This window comes from Sphingomonas glacialis (assembly GCF_014653575.1).
Classification (GTDB): Bacteria; Pseudomonadota; Alphaproteobacteria; order Sphingomonadales; family Sphingomonadaceae; genus Sphingomonas; species Sphingomonas glacialis.
Genome location: NZ_BNAQ01000002.1, coordinates 478,477 through 497,991 on the forward strand (window position 1 = coordinate 478,477; position 19,515 = coordinate 497,991).

23 protein-coding genes are annotated in these 19,515 nt (G+C 66.7%); 18 read left to right on the forward strand and 5 right to left on the reverse strand.

Going from position 1 to position 19,515, the window contains the following annotated elements:
* Positions 1-152: 152 nt before the first annotated feature.
* From IE187_RS08845 to IE187_RS08855, 3 genes are all read left to right on the forward strand, one after another.
* Complete coding sequence (locus IE187_RS08845; protein WP_189675929.1) at positions 153-2,699, forward strand: penicillin-binding protein 1A; 2,547 nt, start codon at positions 153-155, stop codon at positions 2,697-2,699.
* 140 nt (positions 2,700-2,839) lie between these two features.
* Positions 2,840-3,967 carry a peptide chain release factor 2 gene (gene prfB / locus IE187_RS08850; protein WP_133186187.1) on the forward strand — a complete coding sequence of 376 codons (1,128 nt, stop codon included), beginning with the start codon at positions 2,840-2,842 and terminating at the stop codon, positions 3,965-3,967.
* Positions 3,967-4,728 (forward strand): class I SAM-dependent methyltransferase, encoded by a 762-nt coding sequence (locus IE187_RS08855; RefSeq protein ID WP_133186185.1) that lies wholly within the window; start codon positions 3,967-3,969, stop codon positions 4,726-4,728. The genes prfB and IE187_RS08855 overlap by 1 nt, the downstream gene beginning before the upstream one ends.
* Here IE187_RS08855 and IE187_RS08860 read toward each other — a convergent pair.
* On the reverse strand, positions 4,723-5,139 hold the full coding sequence (locus IE187_RS08860) for a JAB domain-containing protein (RefSeq protein WP_189675930.1): 417 nt from the start codon (positions 5,137-5,139) through the stop codon (positions 4,723-4,725). The two genes, IE187_RS08855 and IE187_RS08860, sit on opposite strands and share 6 nt — an antisense overlap.
* A 97-nt stretch (positions 5,140-5,236) precedes the next feature.
* Between IE187_RS08860 and IE187_RS08865 the strand changes: the two genes are divergently transcribed.
* The 8 genes from IE187_RS08865 to IE187_RS08900 all read left to right on the forward strand — a co-directional run bounded on the left by IE187_RS08865 (position 5,237) and on the right by IE187_RS08900 (position 11,504).
* Positions 5,237-6,031, forward strand: coding sequence for a thymidylate synthase (locus IE187_RS08865; protein WP_189675931.1), 795 nt, complete (start codon positions 5,237-5,239; stop codon positions 6,029-6,031).
* Positions 6,032-6,089: 58 nt separating this feature from the next.
* Positions 6,090-6,608 (forward strand): hemerythrin domain-containing protein, encoded by a 519-nt coding sequence (locus IE187_RS08870; protein WP_189675932.1) that lies wholly within the window; start codon positions 6,090-6,092, stop codon positions 6,606-6,608.
* Positions 6,609-6,649: 41 nt separating this feature from the next.
* Positions 6,650-7,120, forward strand: coding sequence for a dihydrofolate reductase (locus IE187_RS08875; protein WP_189675933.1), 471 nt, complete (start codon positions 6,650-6,652; stop codon positions 7,118-7,120).
* A gap of 100 nt (positions 7,121-7,220) precedes the next feature.
* Positions 7,221-8,387 (forward strand): dipeptidase, encoded by a 1,167-nt coding sequence (locus tag IE187_RS08880; protein WP_189675934.1) that lies wholly within the window; start codon positions 7,221-7,223, stop codon positions 8,385-8,387.
* Between the two features lie 33 nt (positions 8,388-8,420).
* The gene (locus IE187_RS08885; protein WP_189675935.1) at positions 8,421-9,356 is read left to right on the forward strand and encodes a bifunctional riboflavin kinase/FAD synthetase; all 936 of its coding nucleotides are present in this window, start codon (positions 8,421-8,423) and stop codon (positions 9,354-9,356) included.
* A 657-nt stretch (positions 9,357-10,013) separates the two neighbouring features.
* Positions 10,014-10,337, forward strand: coding sequence for a glycine zipper 2TM domain-containing protein (locus IE187_RS08890; protein WP_133186171.1), 324 nt, complete (start codon positions 10,014-10,016; stop codon positions 10,335-10,337).
* A 72-nt stretch (positions 10,338-10,409) separates the two neighbouring features.
* Positions 10,410-10,838 carry an OsmC family protein gene (locus IE187_RS08895; protein ID WP_189675936.1) on the forward strand — a complete coding sequence of 143 codons (429 nt, stop codon included), beginning with the start codon at positions 10,410-10,412 and terminating at the stop codon, positions 10,836-10,838.
* 108 nt (positions 10,839-10,946) lie between these two features.
* Entirely contained in the window at positions 10,947-11,504 is a 558-nt protein-coding gene (locus IE187_RS08900) for a glycine zipper 2TM domain-containing protein (RefSeq protein ID WP_189675937.1), read from the forward strand.
* 55 nt (positions 11,505-11,559) lie between these two features.
* Here the strand turns inward: IE187_RS08900 and IE187_RS08905 are convergent, their stop codons facing one another.
* Complete coding sequence (locus IE187_RS08905; protein WP_133186165.1) at positions 11,560-11,790, reverse strand: hypothetical protein; 231 nt, start codon at positions 11,788-11,790, stop codon at positions 11,560-11,562.
* Between the two features lie 122 nt (positions 11,791-11,912).
* On the opposite strand from IE187_RS08905, the gene IE187_RS08910 reads away from it, so the two are divergent.
* From IE187_RS08910 to IE187_RS08935, 6 genes are all read left to right on the forward strand, one after another.
* The gene (locus IE187_RS08910; RefSeq protein WP_189675938.1) at positions 11,913-12,692 is read left to right on the forward strand and encodes a hypothetical protein; all 780 of its coding nucleotides are present in this window, start codon (positions 11,913-11,915) and stop codon (positions 12,690-12,692) included.
* A gap of 92 nt (positions 12,693-12,784) precedes the next feature.
* Positions 12,785-13,159: a fluoride efflux transporter CrcB gene (gene crcB / locus IE187_RS08915; protein ID WP_133186161.1), complete on the forward strand. Its 375-nt coding sequence runs from the start codon at positions 12,785-12,787 to the stop codon at positions 13,157-13,159.
* Positions 13,156-14,274 (forward strand): RluA family pseudouridine synthase, encoded by a 1,119-nt coding sequence (locus IE187_RS08920; protein WP_189675939.1) that lies wholly within the window; start codon positions 13,156-13,158, stop codon positions 14,272-14,274. Before crcB ends, IE187_RS08920 begins: the two co-directional genes overlap by 4 nt.
* Positions 14,275-14,290: 16 nt before the next feature.
* Complete coding sequence (locus IE187_RS08925) at positions 14,291-14,890, forward strand: FMN-binding negative transcriptional regulator (RefSeq protein ID WP_189675940.1); 600 nt, start codon at positions 14,291-14,293, stop codon at positions 14,888-14,890.
* A complete protein-coding gene (locus tag IE187_RS08930; protein WP_189675941.1) occupies positions 14,887-15,576 on the forward strand; it encodes an HAD-IA family hydrolase in 690 nt (229 codons plus the stop codon). The genes IE187_RS08925 and IE187_RS08930 overlap by 4 nt, the downstream gene beginning before the upstream one ends.
* Complete coding sequence (locus IE187_RS08935; protein ID WP_189675942.1) at positions 15,573-15,794, forward strand: hypothetical protein; 222 nt, start codon at positions 15,573-15,575, stop codon at positions 15,792-15,794. The genes IE187_RS08930 and IE187_RS08935 overlap by 4 nt, the downstream gene beginning before the upstream one ends.
* A gap of 13 nt (positions 15,795-15,807) precedes the next feature.
* Here the strand turns inward: IE187_RS08935 and IE187_RS08940 are convergent, their stop codons facing one another.
* From IE187_RS08940 to IE187_RS08950, 3 genes are all read right to left on the reverse strand, one after another.
* Positions 15,808-16,065, reverse strand: a complete 258-nt coding sequence (locus IE187_RS08940) for a hypothetical protein (protein WP_189675943.1) — start codon at positions 16,063-16,065, stop codon at positions 15,808-15,810.
* Between the two features lie 131 nt (positions 16,066-16,196).
* Positions 16,197-17,666 (reverse strand): sensor domain-containing diguanylate cyclase, encoded by a 1,470-nt coding sequence (locus IE187_RS08945; RefSeq protein ID WP_229839317.1) that lies wholly within the window; start codon positions 17,664-17,666, stop codon positions 16,197-16,199.
* Positions 17,667-17,713: 47 nt separating this feature from the next.
* Positions 17,714-18,295 (reverse strand): hemerythrin domain-containing protein, encoded by a 582-nt coding sequence (locus tag IE187_RS08950; protein ID WP_189675944.1) that lies wholly within the window; start codon positions 18,293-18,295, stop codon positions 17,714-17,716.
* Between the two features lie 307 nt (positions 18,296-18,602).
* On the opposite strand from IE187_RS08950, the gene IE187_RS08955 reads away from it, so the two are divergent.
* Complete coding sequence (locus tag IE187_RS08955; protein ID WP_189675945.1) at positions 18,603-19,499, forward strand: helix-turn-helix transcriptional regulator; 897 nt, start codon at positions 18,603-18,605, stop codon at positions 19,497-19,499.
* Positions 19,500-19,515: the final 16 nt, after the last annotated feature.

A 19,515-nucleotide genomic window follows, 5' to 3' on the forward strand; every position in this document is an offset into this window, starting at 1 on the left:
GGGAGGGGCCCGCTCGACGCAGCCGAGTGGGAGGGTGAGGGCAGCGCCCGTCACCATCGCCCGCAATGTCCCGTCGCTTCGCTCCTCCTTCCCCAAGTGGAGAGGGACAAGGCTGGCAAGCCTCGCGAATCTTGCTAGAGCCTCACCCCGATATGGCCGAACCCGAAAACAGCGTGAATTTTCGTATCCGTCGCGAGATCGACGGGTTCGCCGGCGTGGTCCAGCGTGTCTGGGGGCGCTGGTGGGTCAAGACGCTCGCCGCGCTCGGCGTGCTTGGTGTGCTCGGCGCGACGGTGTTCTATTTCGCGTTTGCCGCAGGCCTGCCCTCGGTCGACAAGTTGCGCACCTATGAGCCGCCGTTGCCGACCAATGTCCGCGACGTCGATGGCATGCCGATCCACGCGTATGCGCGCGAGCGCCGCGTCGAGCTGAGCTACGACGAATATCCGACGCTGCTGGTGCGCGCCTTCCTCGCCGCCGAGGACAAGAACTTCTTCGAGCATCACGGCGTCGACTATCTCGGCATTGCGAGTGCGGCGGTCAACAATCTGACCAGCGGCAAGCGCCCCGCCGGCGCCTCGACGATCACGCAGCAAGTCGCCAAGAACCTGCTGATCGGCAACGAGACGAGCTATGCGCGCAAGATCAAGGAGGCGATCCTCGCCTACCGGATCGAGGATACGCTGACCAAGCCGCAGATCCTCGAGCTCTACCTCAACCAGATCGCGCTCGGCCGCAACGCGTTCGGCGTCGAGGCGGCGAGCTATGCCTATTTCGGCAAGGATCTGACGCAGCTCGATCTCGCGCAGATGGCGTATCTCGCGATTCTGCCCAAGGGCCCGTCGAACTACGATCCCGTTCGCCACGCCGACCGCGCGCTCGGCCGCCGCGCGTATGTGCTGCGCGAGATGCTCAAGAACGGCTTCATCACCCAGGCGCAGCACGACCAGGCGCGCGCCGAGCCGCTCGGCACCGTGCCGCGCCAGACCCCCAAGACCGAGACCGCGGGATCGGGCTATTTCGTCGAGGAAGTGCGCCGCCAGCTGATCGACAAGTTCGGCGAAGACGAGCGCGCCGGGCCGTACAGCGTCTATTCGGGCGGGCTCTGGGTGCGGACCTCGCTCGACGAGAAGATGCAGGATTACGCGCAGACCGCGTTGCGCCAGGGGCTGCTGCGCTTCGACCAGGGGCGCGGCTGGTCCGGGCCGATCGGGCATGCCGAAATCACCGACGACAGGTGGCAGGGCGCGTTGCTCAACACCAATATCGGGCTCGACTATGATGACTGGCGCGCCGCGATCGTGATCGCGCGCGATGCCAGCGCGGCGCAACTTGGCTTCTCCGACGGCAGCACCGGGACGCTCCCCCGCTTCGCCGCGCAAATGCCGGTGCGGGGCGGCGGCGGAACCGCGTTCGCCAAGATGGTACCCGGCGACATCATCGCGGTCGCGCCCAGCGGGAGCGAATTCGCCTTGCGCTCGGTGCCCAAGATTTCCGGCGCGTTCGTCGTCGAGCAGCCGCAGACCGGCCGCGTGCTCGCGATGCAGGGCGGGTTCGACTTCCGCGTCCAGGCGTTCAACCGCGCGACTCAGGCGATGCGTCAGCCGGGGTCGACGATCAAACCGATCGTCTATGCCGCAGCACTCGAGGGTGGGATGACGCCGGCCTCGATCATCGTTGACGGTCCGTTCTGCGTCTATCAGGGAGCGCGGCTCGGCCAAAAATGCTTCAAGAATTTCGGCGGCGTCGGCGGATCGGGCGCGCATACGATGCGCTGGGGCGTCGAGCAGTCACGCAATTTGATGACGGTGCGCGCCGCCGCCACCACCGGCATGCCGCATGTCGTGTCGCTGATGGACCGCATCGGCGTAGGCAAATACCCGCCCTACCTCTCCTTCGCGCTGGGTGCTGGGGAGACGACGGTGTCGCGGATGGTCAACGCCTATGCGATCCTCGCCAACCAAGGGCGTTCGCACCCCTCGTCGCTGATCGATTTCGTCCAGGATCGCCACGGCAAGGTGGTCTGGCCCGAGAATTGGCATGCGTGCGACCGCTGCAACGCGCCCGACTGGAACGGCCGGCCGATGCCGCGACCGGTCGCGGGCGGCAAGCAGATCGTCGATGCGATGAGCGCGTACCAGATGATCCACATCGCCGAGGGCGTGATCCAGCGCGGCACCGCGACCGTATTGCGCGATCTCGACCGGCCGATCTTCGGCAAGACCGGCACCAATACCGGGCCGACCGACGTGTGGTTCATCGGCGGCACGCCGCAGATGATCGGCGGGCTGTATATCGGCTATGACACGCCGCATTCGCTCGGCGGCGGCGCGCAGGGCGGGACGCTCGCTGCGCCGATCTTCAAGGCGTTCGCGGTGAAAGCCTATGAGGGGATGGACAAGCTCCCGTTCCGCGCGCCCGCCGGGATCCGCATGGTCCGCATCGACCGGCAGAGCGGCAAGCCGGTGTTCGGCGCCTGGCCGAGCGACGACCCCAAGGCATCGGTGATCTGGGAAGCGTTCAAGCCCGAGAGCGAGCCGCGTCGCGTGATCCATCGCGGTACGATCGTGCCCGATCCCGCTGCCGCAGCGACCGCTGCCGCTGCGGCCTCCGCGGCACGCGCACGCGCGGCGACGCAGGCGCAGAGCGAGGCACGCAAGGACAGCGACTTCTTGCAAAAGCAGGGCGGCATCTACTAGCGATATATATCCGTCGCCCCGGCGCCAATCTCAAAGGGGGGCCGGGGCCGCCCGGTTGTCGCGGGACAATTGGCGTCTCGCATCCTATATAGCGGCCCCGGCCTTCGCCGGGGCGACGAATTCAAGTCTGGAGTAACCCCATGCGCGCTGAAGCGCAGGCTCATATCGATTCGATCAAGGACGCGCTCGCGCTGCTCCGCCGCTTCCTCGACTGGGACCGCGCGCTGCGCCGGCTCGACGAGCTCAACGCGCGCGTCGAGGACCAGGCCTTGTGGAACGACCCCAAGGCGGCACAGGTCGTGATGCGCGAGCGTCGCCGGCTCGAGGAGGCGATCACCGCGACGCGCGCAATCGAGAGCGAGCTCAACGACACCGCGGAGCTGATCGAGATGGCCGAGGCCGAAGGCGATACCGAGATGGAGGCCGAGGGCGTATCCGCGCTCGCCGATCTCGCCGCGCGCGCCGACAAGGACAAGGTCAAGGCGCTGCTCGCGGGCGAGGCCGATGGCAACGACACCTATATCGAGGTCAATGCCGGTGCCGGCGGGACCGAGAGCCAGGATTGGGCGGGCATGCTCAGCCGGATGTATTCGCGCTGGGGCGAGCGTCACGGCCTTAAGGTCGAGCTGATCGACCAGCATTCGGGCGAGCAGGCCGGGATCAAGTCGGCGACGCTGCTGCTCAAGGGCGAGAACGCCTATGGCTATGCCAAGACCGAGAGCGGCGTCCACCGCCTCGTCCGCATCAGCCCGTACGACAGCGCCGCACGCCGCCACACTTCGTTCGCCAGCGTTTGGGTCTACCCGGTCGTCGACGACAATATCGAGGTCGAATATAACGAGAGCGACCTGCGCATCGACACCTATCGCGCATCGGGCGCGGGCGGGCAGCACATCAACACGACCGATTCGGCGGTGCGCATCACGCACATCCCGACCGGTATCGTCGTCCAGTGCCAGAACCAGCGCAGCCAGCACAAGAACAAGGCCGAGGCGTACAACCAGCTCCGCGCGCGACTCTACGAGCGCGAGCTCGCGATCCGCGAAGCCGCGGCCAATGCCGAGAATGCCGGCAAGACCGACATCGGCTGGGGCCACCAGATCCGCTCCTACGTGCTCCAGCCGTATCAGATGGTGAAGGATTTGCGCACCGGCGTGACCTCGTCGAGCCCGTCCGACGTGCTCGACGGCGATCTCGAAGCGTTCATGGCGGCCGCATTGTCGCAGCGTGTGACCGGCGAGACGGTCGAGGTCGAGGACGTCGAATAATGCGCGCTTCCCCCGTCTGTCCGTCCCCGGCGAGACGGGGGAAGGCCGCCCTGGTCGGCGTGGCGCTTCTCGCGCTTGCTGCGTGCGACGGCGGTTCGGCGACGGTGCCAGATCGCAGCCCGAAGGTCGGCCCCTTCCCCGCCGCCGATCGGCCGGTCGCCGCGATCGTCTCGGCGCGCTGGTCGACCGAGGAGAATCGCGACCGGCTCAATGAAGCGGGCGAAGTGATGGCCAAGGCCGGGATCAAGCCCGGCATGACCGTCGCCGATATCGGCGCGGGCGAAGGCTATTACACGATCCGCCTCGCCAACCGCGTCGGCAAGGAAGGCCGTGTGCTCGCCGAGGACATCGTCGCTGACGTCCGCGATGCGCTCGCGCTGCGGGTGGCGCGCGAGCATCTCGAGAGCGTCAGCGTCCGGCTCGGCGCGCCGAACGATCCGCGGCTGCCGGCCGCCAGCTTCGATCGGATCCTGATGGTCCATATGTATCACGAGATCGAGCAGCCCTACGAATTCCTGTGGCGGATGCGCCCGTCGCTCAAGCCCGGTGGCCTCGCGATCGTCGTCGACGCCGATCGCCCGACGCAGAATCACGGCACCCCGCCCGCCTTGCTCAAATGCGAGTTTGCCGCGGTCGGCTATAGCGAAGTCGCGACCTATGACATGCCGTCGGCGGGCGGCTATCTCGCCGCCTTCCGCGCGACGGGCCCGCGCCCCGAGCCGAGCGCGATCAAGGCGTGCCGGCTCCACGCCCGCTCATAGCAGTCCGCGCGCGCGAAAACTGCGATAGCCGTGCGCTGCGATCACGAGATGATCGAACAGCGCCACGTCGATGAATTGCAACGCCTGCGCGATCCGGCGCGTGAGCCTGTAATCGGCGGCGCTCGGCGTCGGATCGCCGCTCGGATGGTTGTGCGCCATCACCACCAGCGCGCAGTCGGACGCCAGCGCATCGGCGACGATCGTGCGAAACGGGATTGTCACCGCATCGACGCAGCGCGGCGGAAGGTGTCGCATCGCGAGAAGCCGCCATTCCGGATCGAAATAGCCGAACGCCGCGACCTCCTGCGCGGCGGTCGCGATCGGCAGGAAGCGCGCGAGCACGGCGTCGGGCAGATCGAGCGCCGCGCAAGCGCCGCGATTCGCGCGCTCCTCGAAAAGCCCCGTCCCCATGCCCCGCTCTGCGCAGCGGCTCAGCACGGCGCCACACAAAGCGTCTCCGAAACGGCAATGGTTGGCGTCGCGGCACGGGCGCGCTAGACCCCCGGCCATGCAAGCCTATCTCGACCTGATGCGCCGCGTGCTCGACCACGGCACCCCCCAGATGGACCGCACCGGCACGGGGACGTTGTCGGTGTTCGGCCACCAAATGCGTTTTGATTTGGCCGCTGGCTTCCCGCTGCTGACCACCAAGAAGCTGCATCTGCGCTCGATCGTGATCGAATTGCTGTGGTTCCTGCGCGGCGACACCAATGTCGACTGGCTGCGCGAGCGCAAAGTCAGCATCTGGGACGAATGGGCCGACGAGAAGGGCGATCTCGGCCCGGTGTACGGCAAGCAATGGCGCGACTGGGAAACCGCCGACGGCCGCCACATGGACCAGATCGCCGAGCTGATCGAGCAGATCAAGACCAACCCCGCCTCGCGCCGCCAGATCGTCAGCGCGTGGAACCCGGGCGATCTCCACGCGATGGCGCTCGCGCCGTGCCATTGCCTGTTCCAGACGCATGTCGCGAATGGCAAGCTCTCGCTCCAGCTCTACCAGCGCAGCGCCGACATCTTTCTCGGCGTGCCCTTCAACATCGCGAGCTATGCGCTGCTGACGATGCTGCTCGCGCAGCAATGCGGGCTCGAGCCCGGCGAGTTCATCTGGACCGGGGGCGATTGCCACCTGTATTCGAACCATCTCGACCAGGCACGCGAACAGCTGTCGCGCACGCCGGGATCACCGCCGCGGCTCGAGATCCTGCGCAAGGCGGACGCGATCGACGGCTATGCCTATGAGGATTTCGTGCTGCACGATTACGTCGCGCAGCCCCATATCAAGGCGCCCGTCGCGGTTTGACACGGAACCGCGCGGCGCGATGCGCGCTTAGCTCCTGAAATTCACGCAGGGGCCGATCATGGACATCACGCAACTCATTCTCGACGAACACGGCCAGCAGCGCGCGCTGTTCGCGCAGATCGAACAGATCGATCCCAAGGACACGACCGCGCTGTCGGCGCTGTGGAACCGCCTCCACGCATTGCTCGATTCGCATGCCGAGGCCGAGGAGCGCTTCTTCTATCCGCGCCTCATGCAGATCGGCGAAGGCGGCAACGATGCCGATTCGGCCGCCGAGGAGACCGAGGACGCGATCGAGGATCATAACGACATCCGCGACACCGCCGCCGCGGTCGACAAGGAGAAGGTCGGCAGCACGGCGTGGTTCGAGGCGCTCGGCGAATGCAACAAGGCCAACAGCGACCATATGGCGGAGGAAGAACGCCAGGGCCTGACCGACTTCCGCCTCAATGCGACGCTGCAGGAGCGCCACGATCTCGGGGTCAAATTCGCCACCTTCGAGGCCGAGCATCTCACCGGCGTCAAGGCGGTCGACAAGGATCCCAAGACGTGGGTCAAGGATCACGCACCAGACTGAGCCCTCTCGCCAATCGCGGCGCGTGCGGGCATGACGGCGGCATGATCACGCTGTATCTCGCGCGCGCCGACAATGGCGTCATCGGTGTCGATGGCAAACTGCCGTGGCACCTGCCCGCCGACCTCAAGCGCTTCAAGGCGCTGACGATGGGCAAGCCGATGGTGATGGGGCGCAAGACCTTCGAGAGCTTCCCGTCGCCCCTGCCCGGCCGCCGCCATATCGTGCTGACGCGCGACCCGCTTTGGGCTGCGGCTGGCGCAGAGGTGGCGCATTCGGTCGACGCCGCGCTCGCGCTGGCGGGCGACGGCGATATCGCAGTGATCGGCGGTGCCGAGATCTTCGCGCTGCTGCTGCCCCGCGCCGAAGCCATCGAGCTGACCGAGGTGCATGTGAGCCCGCCCGGCGATGCCGTCGTCCCCCCCTTCGACGGCTGGCACGAGCGGGCTCGCGACCCGCATCCGGCCGACGGCGCGCGTCCAGCCTATACCTTCGTGACGCTCAGCAGGCGGTGACCGCCAGCGGCTTGTCGCCGCGCCGACGATCCCGCATACCCCGCGCTGACCGGACGCGGCAGACCCTGCCCGAGAAAGCCGGCACGACGGGGAGAGCGAGATGCGCAAGGTGCTGGCTGGGGTAGCGGTGCTCATCGTGCTCGGCCTGATCGCCTTCTTCGTGCTCGCCCCCGGGATCGTCGAGCGGTCGATGAACAAAGTCGAACCCATAGCGCTTGCCATCAGCCCGCGCGCCCGCGCGCTGCACGCCACGCTACAGATCGCCGACATGCACGCCGATACGCTGCTGTGGCAGCGCAGCCTGCTCGACCGCGCCGACCGTGGGCAGATCGACCTGCCGCGCTTGCTCGCGGGCAATTACGCGCTGCAGATCTTCTCTTCGGTGACCAAGACGCCGAAACACCAGAATTACGATTCGAACCGCGCCGACAGCGACAACATCACCGCGCTCGCGATCGCCGATCTCCAGCCGCCGCGGACTTGGGGTTCGCTGCTCGAGCGCTCGCTGTGGCACGCGCAGAAGCTCGATCGCTATGCCGCCGCCTCGAACGGCCAGCTGCGCGTGATCCGCACCCCCGCCGAGCTCGACCGCCTCCTCGCCGACCGCGCGCGCGGGCAGAAGGTCGTCGGCGGCCTGCTGTCGATCGAGGGGTTGCAGGATCTCGAGGGCAAGCTCGCCAATCTCGAGAGGCTCCACGCCGCCGGGTTCCGCATGGCGGGGCTTGCGCATTTCTTCGACACCGAAGTCTCGGGTTCGATGCACGGCGTAGCGAAGCGCGGGCTGACCCCGCTCGGACGGCAGGTGGTGCGGCGGATGGAAGCGATCGGCATGATCGTCGATGTCGCGCATTCGAGCCACGCGACGATCGCCGAGGTGATCAGCATGGCACGCCGCCCGATCGTCGCGAGCCATGGCGGGGTGCAAGCGACGTGCAAGGTCAACCGCAACCTGACCGACGACGAGATTCGCGGGATCGCGCGCACCGGCGGGGTGATCGGCATCGGCTATTGGGATGCCGCGATCTGCTCGACCAAACCCGCAGCGGCCGCCGCCGCGATCGCGCATGTCCGCGACGTGGCCGGGATCGACCATGTCGGGCTCGGTTCCGACTTCGACGGCGCGGTGACGACGGGGTTCGATGCGAGCCAGCTTGCCGCCGTCACGCAAGCGCTGATCGACCGCGGCTTCAGCGACGCCGATGTGGCCAAGGTGATGGGCGGCAACGTGCTGCGCGTGCTCCGCGCCGGGATCGCGCCCGCCCCCTAGCGCGCGCGCGAAGCCGACCGTATAGCCGACGCCATGAAGCGGCTCGACGGCGGCTCGACGGTTCCGGCGGCGATGCGCGCTGGCATCGTCGCGCTCGGGAATTTCGATGGATTTCACCTGGGGCATCAGGCTGTGGTCGGGCTTGCCGTCGCGCGCGCGCGCGCCGAGGGGCGGCCCGCGCTGGTCGCGACGTTCGATCCGCATCCCGTACGGCATTTCCAGCCCGACAACGCCCCCTTCCGCTTGACCACACTCGACCAGCGCGAGCGGCTGTTCGCTGCGGCGGGTGCCGATGCGATGGTCGTCTTCCAGTTCGACGCAGCGCTCGCCGCGTTGACCGCGCGCGAATTCGTCACCGATCGGCTGATCGACAAGCTCGGGGTCGGCGGCGTGGTGACCGGCGCGGATTTTACCTTCGGCAAGGCCAAGAGCGGCAATGTCGCGGTGCTCGCCACACTTGGCATCGAGCACGGCTTTGCGGTCGAGACGGTCGGCGCAGTGACGCTCGACGGTGTTGCCGTCTCGTCGAGCCGGATCCGCGACTTGCTCAAGGCGGGGGACCCGCGCGGCGCGGCCAAGCTGCTGACGCGCCCCTTCACGGTCGCGGGAACGGTGCAGCATGGTGACAAGCTCGGTCGGACGATCGGCTATCCCACCGCCAATCTCGACATGGGGAAATATCTCCGGCCTGCGTACGGCATTTATGCGGTGCGCGGGCGGCTGGCCGATGGGCGTGTGCTCGACGGTGCGGCGAACCTCGGGATCCGGCCGAGCTTCGATCCGCCGAAAGAATTGCTCGAGCCGTATTTCTTCGATTTTTCCGAAGACCTGTATGGCCAACAGATCGAAGTCGAGCTGATCGAGTATCTGCGCCCCGAAGCGAAATTCGACACGCTCGAGGCGCTGACGACGCAGATGGATGCCGACTGCGCGCGCGCGCGAGACATTCTGGCGGCCGAGCCCCGCTGAGCCGGCGCCTCTGCGTCGCGAATCTTCGACAAAAAGGGGCCGGCAGTGCTGCCGCCCCCTGTCGCCGGACCTCGATCCGCTTGGTGGGTTGCTAGCACCCCTACCCGCGCCATCAGGTTTCGGCGGCTCGCGCCCCCTGCGCCGCCAAGCGACGCCAGGTCTTGCGTTCGGTCGCCAGGCGCGGGTCGGCTCGTGCGAACCGTGGCGCCCGACATCCCGGTGGCCAGCACGGCGCTCAAGCTGAATCGCACGCCACGCTTGCGAGATCTTTTCTCGCGGCCGTAAACCCCTGGGGAGGCGCCTGCCCTTCCGCCCGATGCCTTCGTTACGACACTGGCCTGGTTTCCCGCGGGCACCTAGGCTGACGTCGCGACATAAGCGCCTGATGCCGCTCCTGTTTCCGGTCGCGCCGTCGCTCGCCGACAGTCGAGATGCCCTCACGACTTGCGAGTTGCACCAAGGCCGCAAATGCTATCGCCGCGCTGTGAATAGTGCGGAAAGCGTGAACAGATCCGCCTCGTCATTCTCGGCTTTGTCGCGGCGCTTCGACTTTCTGAACGCGAGGTTGTTTCAGGTTCATGCAACCTGACTAAAACGCCCATCGTTACCGCTTTGGACTTCATCCAGAGCAGAATCCATTCCACGGGAGTTTTACCAATGCGCACCTTGATCCTCGCACTCAGCGCGGCAGCCGTCACTATCCCCGCAACGATGGTCGCCCCCGCGACGCACGCCGAAGCGCGGGACCACCGCCATCACTATCAGCCGCGCGTCTATGAGGGCCGCGACGGTCGTCGCTATTGCCGCCACTCGGACGGCACGACCGGCCTGCTGGTCGGCGGCGTCGGCGGCGCGCTGCTCGGCAATTCGATCGCGGGGCGCGGCGACAAGACGCTCGGCACCGTGCTCGGTGGCGTTGCCGGCGCCTTCGGTGGCCGCGCGCTCGATCGCGCCAGCACCGCGGACCGCCGCTGCAACTAACCTGTCTCCTACGGCGTATACCATAGGCGCGGATCGGCAACGGTCCGCGCCTTATCTTTTGGAGAACACCCCATGACGACTCGCAGCGGATCGGCCAGCTATGATGGCCTTGGCAAGGATGGTAAAGGCCATGTCTCGACGCAATCGGGCGTGCTGTCCGACACGCAGTACGGCTTCAACAGCCGCTTCGAAGAGGGCGCGGGCACCAACCCCGAGGAACTGATCGCCGCCGCGCATGCGAGTTGCTTCACGATGGCGCTGAGCTTCGCGCTCGCGGGTGCCGGGTTCAACGACGGCAAGCTCGAGACGACCGCGAAGGTCACGATCGACAAGGACGGCGACGGCTTCACCATCACCAAATCGGCGCTCGATCTCAAGGCGAGCGTCGCGGGTATCTCGCCCGAGCAATTCGAGACGATCGCGCTCGATGCAAAGCAGAATTGCCCGGTTTCGAAAGTGCTCAACGCCGAAGTGACGCTGACCCACAGTCTCAACGCCTGATCTCTTGCGGGGGCGTGAACGGGCCGTAGTTTCCCGTTCACGCAACCTCCGGGCATGCCGACGGTTCTACCTGCAATCCAGCACGGATTGTCTCAAGGAGCATTCGACATGCGCAAGTTTCTTCTCGCCGCCGTAATGGCCGCGACCTCGCTTTCGGCGATCCCCGCGACCGCGCAAGACTATCGCGGCGACCGCCAGGACCAGCGCCGCGATGACCGCGCCGACCGCCGCGACGATCGCCGTGACGACCGGGCCGACCGCCGCGATGACCGCCGCGACTATCGCCAGGACGCACGTCCGGATTGGCGCCAAGACCGCCGCCAGGATGCGCGCCAGCGCAATTGGCAGCAGTATCGCAGCTACGACTATAATCGCTACGAGCCAGGCCAGCGGACCTATCTGGCCGACCGCTATTATCGCGACGGTAGCTATTATCAGCCGCGCCGGCTCGGTCGCAACGACCGCATCTATCGCGGTGGCGACAACCGCTATTACTGCCGCCGCAGCGACGGCACGACCGGCCTGATCATCGGCGGTCTCGCCGGCGGCCTGCTCGGCAATTCGCTCGCGAGCGGTGGATCGCGCACGCTGGGTGCGTTGATCGGTGGCGGCGCGGGCGCGCTGCTCGGCCAGTCGGTCGATCGCGGCCAGGTCCAGTGCCGCTGAGCGCGACACGTACTTAACCACAGGGCCCGGCGCGAAAGCGTCGGGCCTTTTGCTGTCAGATCACGCCGCCGCCAAGGACGAGACGGATCACCGCGACGATCAGCACGAACAGGTTGAAATTGCGGCCCGAGCGATAGCCCGACAGCATCCCGAGCGCCGCGCCGACAATGGCGATCGGGATCGCCAGATAATTGGCGAGGCCGAAGAACGGCACCAAGCCGACCAGCGCCACCGGCAAGGCGACGAGTCCGGCCAAGATCGAAATCAGATTGACGATGAGTCCCATATCCGGACCATGAACCAAGATAAGCCGCCTGCGCAAGCGCGCCGCAAACGGGTATGCTATGCCCAATCAATTATTAACTGCAGCCGGTCCAAAGGGTGCAGTGGGTGTGGAGCGTCACGTCGATGAGTCGTAAGCGGGTCTTTCTGAGCGTTCTGGTGCTGCCGCTCGCGTTGATGGCGTGCGGCAAGCGCGATGGCGAGCGCGATCTCGACACGCTCGACAACGAACTGGTCGATGCCGGCACTGGCGCGCCCAATAGCAGCGACCCGGCGATGACGTCGGCGCTGCACGATCAGATCATGGTCGACCCGTCGCTCGCGCAACAATCGAACGCGAACACCGTCCGGCCCCCGGCGCAACCCTATTCGGGCGGCGTGCCGCCCGTGACGATCGCCCAGACCGCCGGTGGCGCGGCTGGTACTCAAGGCAGCGCAGTCAGCCAGCGCGCCAAGCAAGCCCCAGCGCCGGCGTCGAAGGACTGCCCGAACTGCCAAGCGGCGCGCAATTCGCTCACACTCGGCGCATTGGCCGCGAATCAAACCGACAAGCGCACCAGCGCATGCGCCGGGTCGATGCGCTATTCGGCGGCCTGGGCCGACCGTGTGCCCGGCGACGTGCCGCTCTATCCCGGCGCGCGCGTCGTCGAGGCGGCTGGCGCCGATACCGCAGCGTGCCATTTGCGCGCGGTCAGCTTTGCGACCAACGCGTCGCTGAAGACCGTGATCGACTGGTATTATACCCGCGTCACCAATGCCGGGTTCAGCGCCGATCATCAGTCCGACGGCGCCGAGCACACGCTTGGTGGGACGCGGCAGCGCGATGGCGGGGCGTATGTGCTCTTCCTCACCAGCCGCCGCGATGGCGGGACCGATGTCGATATGGTAGCCAATAACGGACGCTAGCGGCCCGCGCTGCTGACGCCGGAGGCCGGGCAAAACCGCCACCGTTGCACGCGAGGTTCTCATTGTGCGCAATTCGCGCTAACGCACGCAGCATGTATCATCTCATCCTCGTCATGGCGGGCGGCGCGCTCGGTTCCGCTGCGCGTTTCCTCGTCGGCCGCGCCACGCTCGCGCGCTTCGGCCCCGATTATCCCTTTGGCACGCTGACCGTGAATTTGGTCGGCGGCTTCGCGATGGGGCTGCTCGTCGGCATCCTCGCCCGCCACAGTGCGGGCGAGAACTGGCGCCTGCTGCTCGGCGTCGGCGTACTCGGCGGCTTCACCACTTTCTCGTCCTTCTCGCTCGACGTCGTGTCGCTGATCGAACGCGGCGATCTCGCGACCGCGCTCGGCTATACACTGCTCTCGGTCGTCGGCGCGATCGTTGCGCTGTTCCTCGGCCTCTCGCTCACGCGGGTGGCGGCATGAGCATCGACACGCCCAAGCCGAGCAAGGCGACATCGGACGTCCGCCAGTTCAACGTCGGCGCCGACGATGATGGCATCCGGCTCGATCGCTGGTTCAAGCGGCATCTGCCCGACACCAGTTTCACCACGGTCGCCAAATGGGCGCGCACCGGCCAGCTTCGCGTCGACGGTGCGCGCGCCAAGCCCGGCGATCACATCGTCGCCGGCCAGTCGATCCGCGTGCCCCCGGCCGAGCCGGTCCGCGTCGATGCGCCCGTCAAGCGCGAGCGTCCGCCGCTGAGCGACGACGAAATGACCTTCGCGCGCGAAATGGTGATCCACCGCGACGCGCAAGTGATCGTGCTCAACAAGCCGCCCGGCCTCGCCACGCAGGGCGGGACCAAGACGATCGAGCATGTCGACGGCCTGCTCGACGCGCTGCAGGACGATCTCGAGGGTCGTCCCAAGCTCGTCCACCGGCTCGACAAGGACACGTCGGGCGCACTCGTCATCGCGCGCACCGCGCGCGCGGCGGGTTTCCTGTCGAAGTCCTTCTCGTCGCGCACCGCGCGGAAGACCTATTGGGCGCTGGTCGTCGGCGTTCCCTCGATCGAGGACGGCACGATCGAACTGCCGATCGGCAAGCAGCCCGGCTCGGGCGGCGAGAAGATGCACGTCGACGAGAAGGAGGGCTCGCCCGCCCGCACGCGCTACCGCGTGATCGAGATGGCGGGCACGACCACCGCCTGGGTCGAGCTGATCCCCTATACCGGGCGCACGCACCAGCTCCGCGTCCATCTCGCGGCGATCGGCCATCCGATCGTCGGCGACGGCAAATATGGCGGGCAGGCCGCGTTCCTGACGGGCAACATCAGCCGCAAAATGCATCTGCATTCGCGGCGCATCCGGATCGATCACCCCGATGGCGGGCAGATCGACGTCCAGGCCGAACTGCCGACGCATTTCGCCGAGAGCCTCAAGCAACTCGGTTTCGACGAGATGCTCGGCAACACCATGCCGCTCGAGGAGCCGCCACCCCCGAGCCGCGCGGTCAAGAAGCAGCAGGCGCGCCAGCACAACAAGACGATGCGCAAGGACCGCAAGGGCGAACGCCGCCGGCGCGGCGCAGCGACCTGAGCGTCGCGCGCGGCTGATGCATCCCGATTCGACCTTTCGCTGGGAAGACCGCGCGGAGATGCGCGATCTGGTGCGCGAGCTCGGATTCGGCACGCTGTTCGCCGCGACGCCCGACGGGCCGCGCGTGGTGCATTTGCCGGTGGTGTGGCGCGATGAGACCACGCTCGCGCTGCATGTTTCGCGCGGCAACGGCATCACCAAGCATCTCGATGGCGCGACGGGACTGTTCGTCGCGCAAGGGCCTGACGGCTATATCAGCCCCGACTGGTACGATCTCGGCAACGAGCAAGTGCCGACGTGGAACTACGTCGCGGTCGAGCTCGAGGGACGGATGCGGCGGATGGATCAAGCGGGACTGGTGGCACAGCTCGATCAGCTCTCGGCCGAACAGGAAGCACGGCTCGCGCCCAAGCCCGCCTGGACGCGCGCGAAGATGACCCCTTCCGTGTTCGAGCAGATGACGCGCGGGATCGTCGGCTTCACGCTCGAGGTGCAAGGCTGGCGCGGCACGCGCAAGCTCGGGCAGAACAAGCCCGACGCGGCGCGCCTCTCGGCGGCGGACGGCGTCGAAGCGGCCGGACGGCGCGGGATCGCCTATTGGATGCGCAACGCATGACCACGATCCAGACCTCTACCCCCAACCGCCTCGCTTTGTTCGATTGCGACGGCACGCTGGTCGACAGCCAGGACAATATCTGCCGCTCGGTCGAGGAAGCGTTTTCGATCGCGCGAATCGAGGCGCCACCGCGCGCCGCGATCCGCCGGATCGTCGGGCTGAGCCTGGTCGAGGCGATGCGGATGCTGCTGCCGACGGGCGACGACGCGCTCCACCGCAGTCTGGCGCAGGATTACAAGGACGCCTTCTTCCGGCTGCGGACCTCGGGCGCGATGGCCGAGGAGCCGCTGTACGAGGGGATCGTCGACGTGCTCGACAGCCTCGCGGCAGACGGCTGGGTGCTCGGTGTCGCGACGGGGAAGTCCGACCGTGGCCTCGCGCATATCCTCGCGCATCACGGCATCGCCGCGCGCTTCGTCACGCTGCAGACCGCTGACCGTCACCCCTCGAAACCGCACCCCTCGATGATCGCGACGGCGATGGCCGATGCCGGCGCGGTCCCGGCGACGACGGTGATGATCGGCGATACGAGCTTCGACATGCTGATGGCGCGCGCCGCCGGTGTGCGCGCGCTCGGCGTGGCCTGGGGCTATCATCCGGTCGGCGAGCTGACCGCTGCCGGCGCACATGCCGTTGCCGATGTGGTCCCGGCGTTGCCGCGTTTGATGCAGGAACCGATCGCATGACGGACGCCGACACCACCGCGCGCAATCGCTATTTCCTGATCACCGGCACGCGGCTGGCAGGTGCAGCGGGCGCGATCCTCGGGCTGATCCTGATCGCACGCTCGCACGCGACCTTTCCCAAGGTGATCGGCACCGCGCTGGTGCTGTCGGCGCTGCTGATGATCGCGACCGTACCGCGCGCGCTGGCGCGCCGCTGGCGCACCCCGCCCGAGGCATAACGCGGGTCGCGCGTCAGGGCTGGGTTTCGACCAGTTCGGCGATCTCGAAGACATGGCTTTTCCAGCCGCGCTGCGCCGCCGCCTCCGCGAGCGCCGACTTCTTGCGCCTGGCCTCGGCAAGCGACTTGGTATGGCCCCAAAACACCTCGCTCTTGCCGTTGGCGAGCAGCGCGACGATCCGCCAATAATGCGTGAACGCCGTGCTCGTCGGCCCAATCGTCTTGACATAGCCGTCCGGCAGCGTCGCGGTGAGGTAGCGCTTCTTTGCCACGGCTCAGCCCTGTGGCGCGAGCCGTGCGGCACAGCAACTGGCGTTCATCGAAACTCTCCTGGCGGCGCGGTGTAATGCTCCCTTAGGCGATTGCCCCGTCCTGCCACCATACCTTTGCCGTACGCGTGCGGCTATCCCGCGGAGCGCCGATAGACGCTCACCGTCCCGCGGCGTGCGCGCTTTGCTTCGTACAGCGCGATATCGGCGCGGTGGAGCAAGTCGCTGCGATCGCGCACCTCGCGGTCGAGCCATGCCGCGCCGATCGTCGCCGACACCGTCTGCCCGTCCTCACCCGTACCGCCGAGCCGGCCCAAGTCGCGCGCCAGCCGATCGAGCAGCCCGGTGAGATCCTGCAACGCGGTGTCGCGCGTGATCAGCAGGACGAATTCGTCACCGCCGAGCCGCGCCGCAAAGGTCCCGTCGAGATATTCGGCGCCAAGGCACGTCGCCACTTGTCGCAACACCGCATCGCCCGCGAGATGCCCCTGCGTGTCATTGATCGTCTTGAAATGGTCGAGGTCGATCAGCGCGAGCGCGAGCCGCGTGTCTTGCCGCCGCGCCGTCGCCAGCGCCTCGTCGAGCGTCTCGTTGAAATAGGCGCGATTGGCGAGGCCAGTGAGGTCGTCGCGCCGCGCGCTGTGGCGCAATTGCTGCTCCATCCGATAGCGAATCGTGATGTCCTGCATCACGCCGATCACCGCGACTGCCTTGCCGTCGCGCAATTCGAGCTCGCCCATCGAGCAGATCCGGCGAATGGCGCCCTGCGCGGTCACGAAATCGGTTTCGACCGAAAAGGGAACGCCGGTCTCGATCGTGCGCCCCAGCGCATCGACCACTTGGCTCCGCGCCGCTGGCGGATAGAAAGCGAGCGCCTCTTCGAGACCGGGCTTCACCCCCAGCGCCATGCCGTGGATCGCATAGATCTGATCGGACCATTCGGTGCGATTGTCGTCGAGCGTCAGCCGCCACGATCCGATATTGGCCATCCGCTCAGCCTGTCGGAACTGGCGATGCGTGATGTCGAGCCGCTGCATCGCCGCGCCGCGCTCCTGCGCAAGGATGCTCGCGCGCGCGGCGAGCGCACGCGCGGAAAGCAGCGATTCGGCCAGATGCCCGAGCTCGCACAGCACGGTCGCTTCGTCGGGGCTGAGCGTACGTGGCTGATCATCGATGACGCACACCGTGCCCATCGGATAGCTGCGCTCGGGCATCGCGGGATCGGTCGCGCGGATCGGCACGCCGGCATAGAAGCGGATGTGCGGCTCCCCGAGCACCAGCGGATTGTCGGCAAAACGCGGATCGAGCGTCGCATCGGGCACGACCAGCAACCCGTCGTCGCGGATCGCATGCGCGCAGAACGACTGCGTGCGCGGCGTCTCGCTCGCATCGAGCCCGCGCTTCGCCTTGAACCATTGGCGATCCTCGCCGACCAGCGACAGCAAGGCGATCTTGGTGCCGAGCAATCGCTGCGCACAGGCGATGATCGTTTCGAATTCTGCCTCGGGGGGCGTGTCGAGAATGTTCAGGCCATCGAGCATTGCAAGGCGGCGCGTTTCGTCGTTTCCGGCGACGGCACCGAAGGCGTGATCCATCTCGGTCATTTCGCGGGATAGCCATCGTGCGGTTAAGGAACCGCTATCGCCACAGCTCAGCTGACGCGGCGTTCGCCGTGTTCGAGCATTGCGGGAATGACGATTTCTTCCTCGTCGGCCAGATGCCGGACGAGTTGCGCGAACAGGATGTGGCTCGTGCCGGCATAGGCATCGACTGCGGGGCGAGAATCGCCCGGCATGCCGAATGCGCGCAGCATCGTGCGTGCAGCGTCGAGCGTCGCCTCTAGCCCGGCATGGATGATCCCATGGTCGCTCTCGAGCACATCGAACCCCGCCGCCATGCGCGGATCGAGCGCACGGAATTTGGGGAAATAGGCCTGGTCTTCGATTCCGTGATGTCCGCTCAAATGGTGCAGGAAGTGATTGAGCCCCGGAACGACCGCAGCCTGAAACGCGCCGACCGCCATGCGGCCCTCGCGAAAGCTCGCGGTCATGCCGTCGAGTCGCGCGGCCTGTTCGCGCAGGCTGGCATGGACGTGCAGCCAAAACGCGGTCAGCTCGCCATAATTGCGATGGCTTTGCCACTTCGCCGCAGGATAGGCCGCACGCAAATAGGCGATTTCGTCGGACAGCCCCGTCCGATCGGGCAGCAGGACAGACGCGGGAGAAAGGATCATGACGCGGCTCTCAGACGGCGGAGGGTCCGCGTCAAGGCGTTCGGCACACAGCCGCTTGGCACTTCTCCCATACTCTGGAGCGGACGATGGTTAAAACGACATTGACCGAACAAAGTACGCGCGACAGGATGCGCCGATGGCGGTTGATGGTTCGATAACGCGAAGAATTCCACCTGCCGCTATCGACTCCGTGTCGCCCATGAGCGCTTGCCGCAACGAGCAGAACGAAGCGGCGGCGACCACGATTCCAATCGACTATTATTCAACCGGGGGTTTGCCTGCGGAGGACCGCTATCGGGCTTGGCGCATGCGCAATTGGCCCCGCGAGAGAGCCGTCTACCGTACCGAACCTACCGAGCCATTCAACACATGCTGGGAAGCATCCCAACTGGGCGAGGTGACGTTCGTCTACACGGAGATCACCGGACAGCGCTGGGAACGCCGCAAGGAAGACATTCGCGAGTCGGATTTCGATCCCATCATCATCAATCTGATGATCGAAGGGCTGGCGCAGGGGGATATGAACGGGCAAGCCTTTTACGAACCCGCTGGATCGCTGCATTTCCACGATCTCGGTCTGCCGTCGCTGCACGTCTCTACCGCCAGCAAGACCTATGCCGTCATCATCCCGCGCGCCGTCGCCCACGCGCGTTTCGGGCCGCTCAGCGCGCTTCACGGTCTTGTCGTTTCCCCACCGAAAAGCGACATGCTGTTCGCGCACGCTGCGCAGGTGCGTCGATCGCTCCCGCGGCTGAGCGCCGCGCTGGCGCCCGCGCTCGGTCGCGTCTTCCTCGATTTGATCGAGATATTGGTTGGCGACGTCGCGCCGGGCGAAACGCCGAGGACGTCGCCCGAACAGGCTCTGCTGTCGCGCGCCAAGGAAGAGATCGAACGGCGACTGGGAGCCGGCAATATCACCGCGGCGAATTTGTCAGAGGTGCTTGGCGTGCCGCGTGCGCGGCTATTCGCCGCGTTCGCCGAGACGGGTGGCCTGCATGCCTATATCGTCTCGCAGCGCCTGGAGCGGGCGCGGACCGCAATCGCCGAAGTCGACCGCGGCGAAACGATCGGCGCCATTGCGCACCGGCTGGGGTTTAGCGACGCTTCGCACTTGAGCCGCAGTTTCCGCACGCGCTTCGGCATGACGCCGCGCGAATATCGCGGTCTCGTCGGCGCGCAAACGGCTCGCGATCTGGCGTCCTGACTCGGTACGGTTCTTC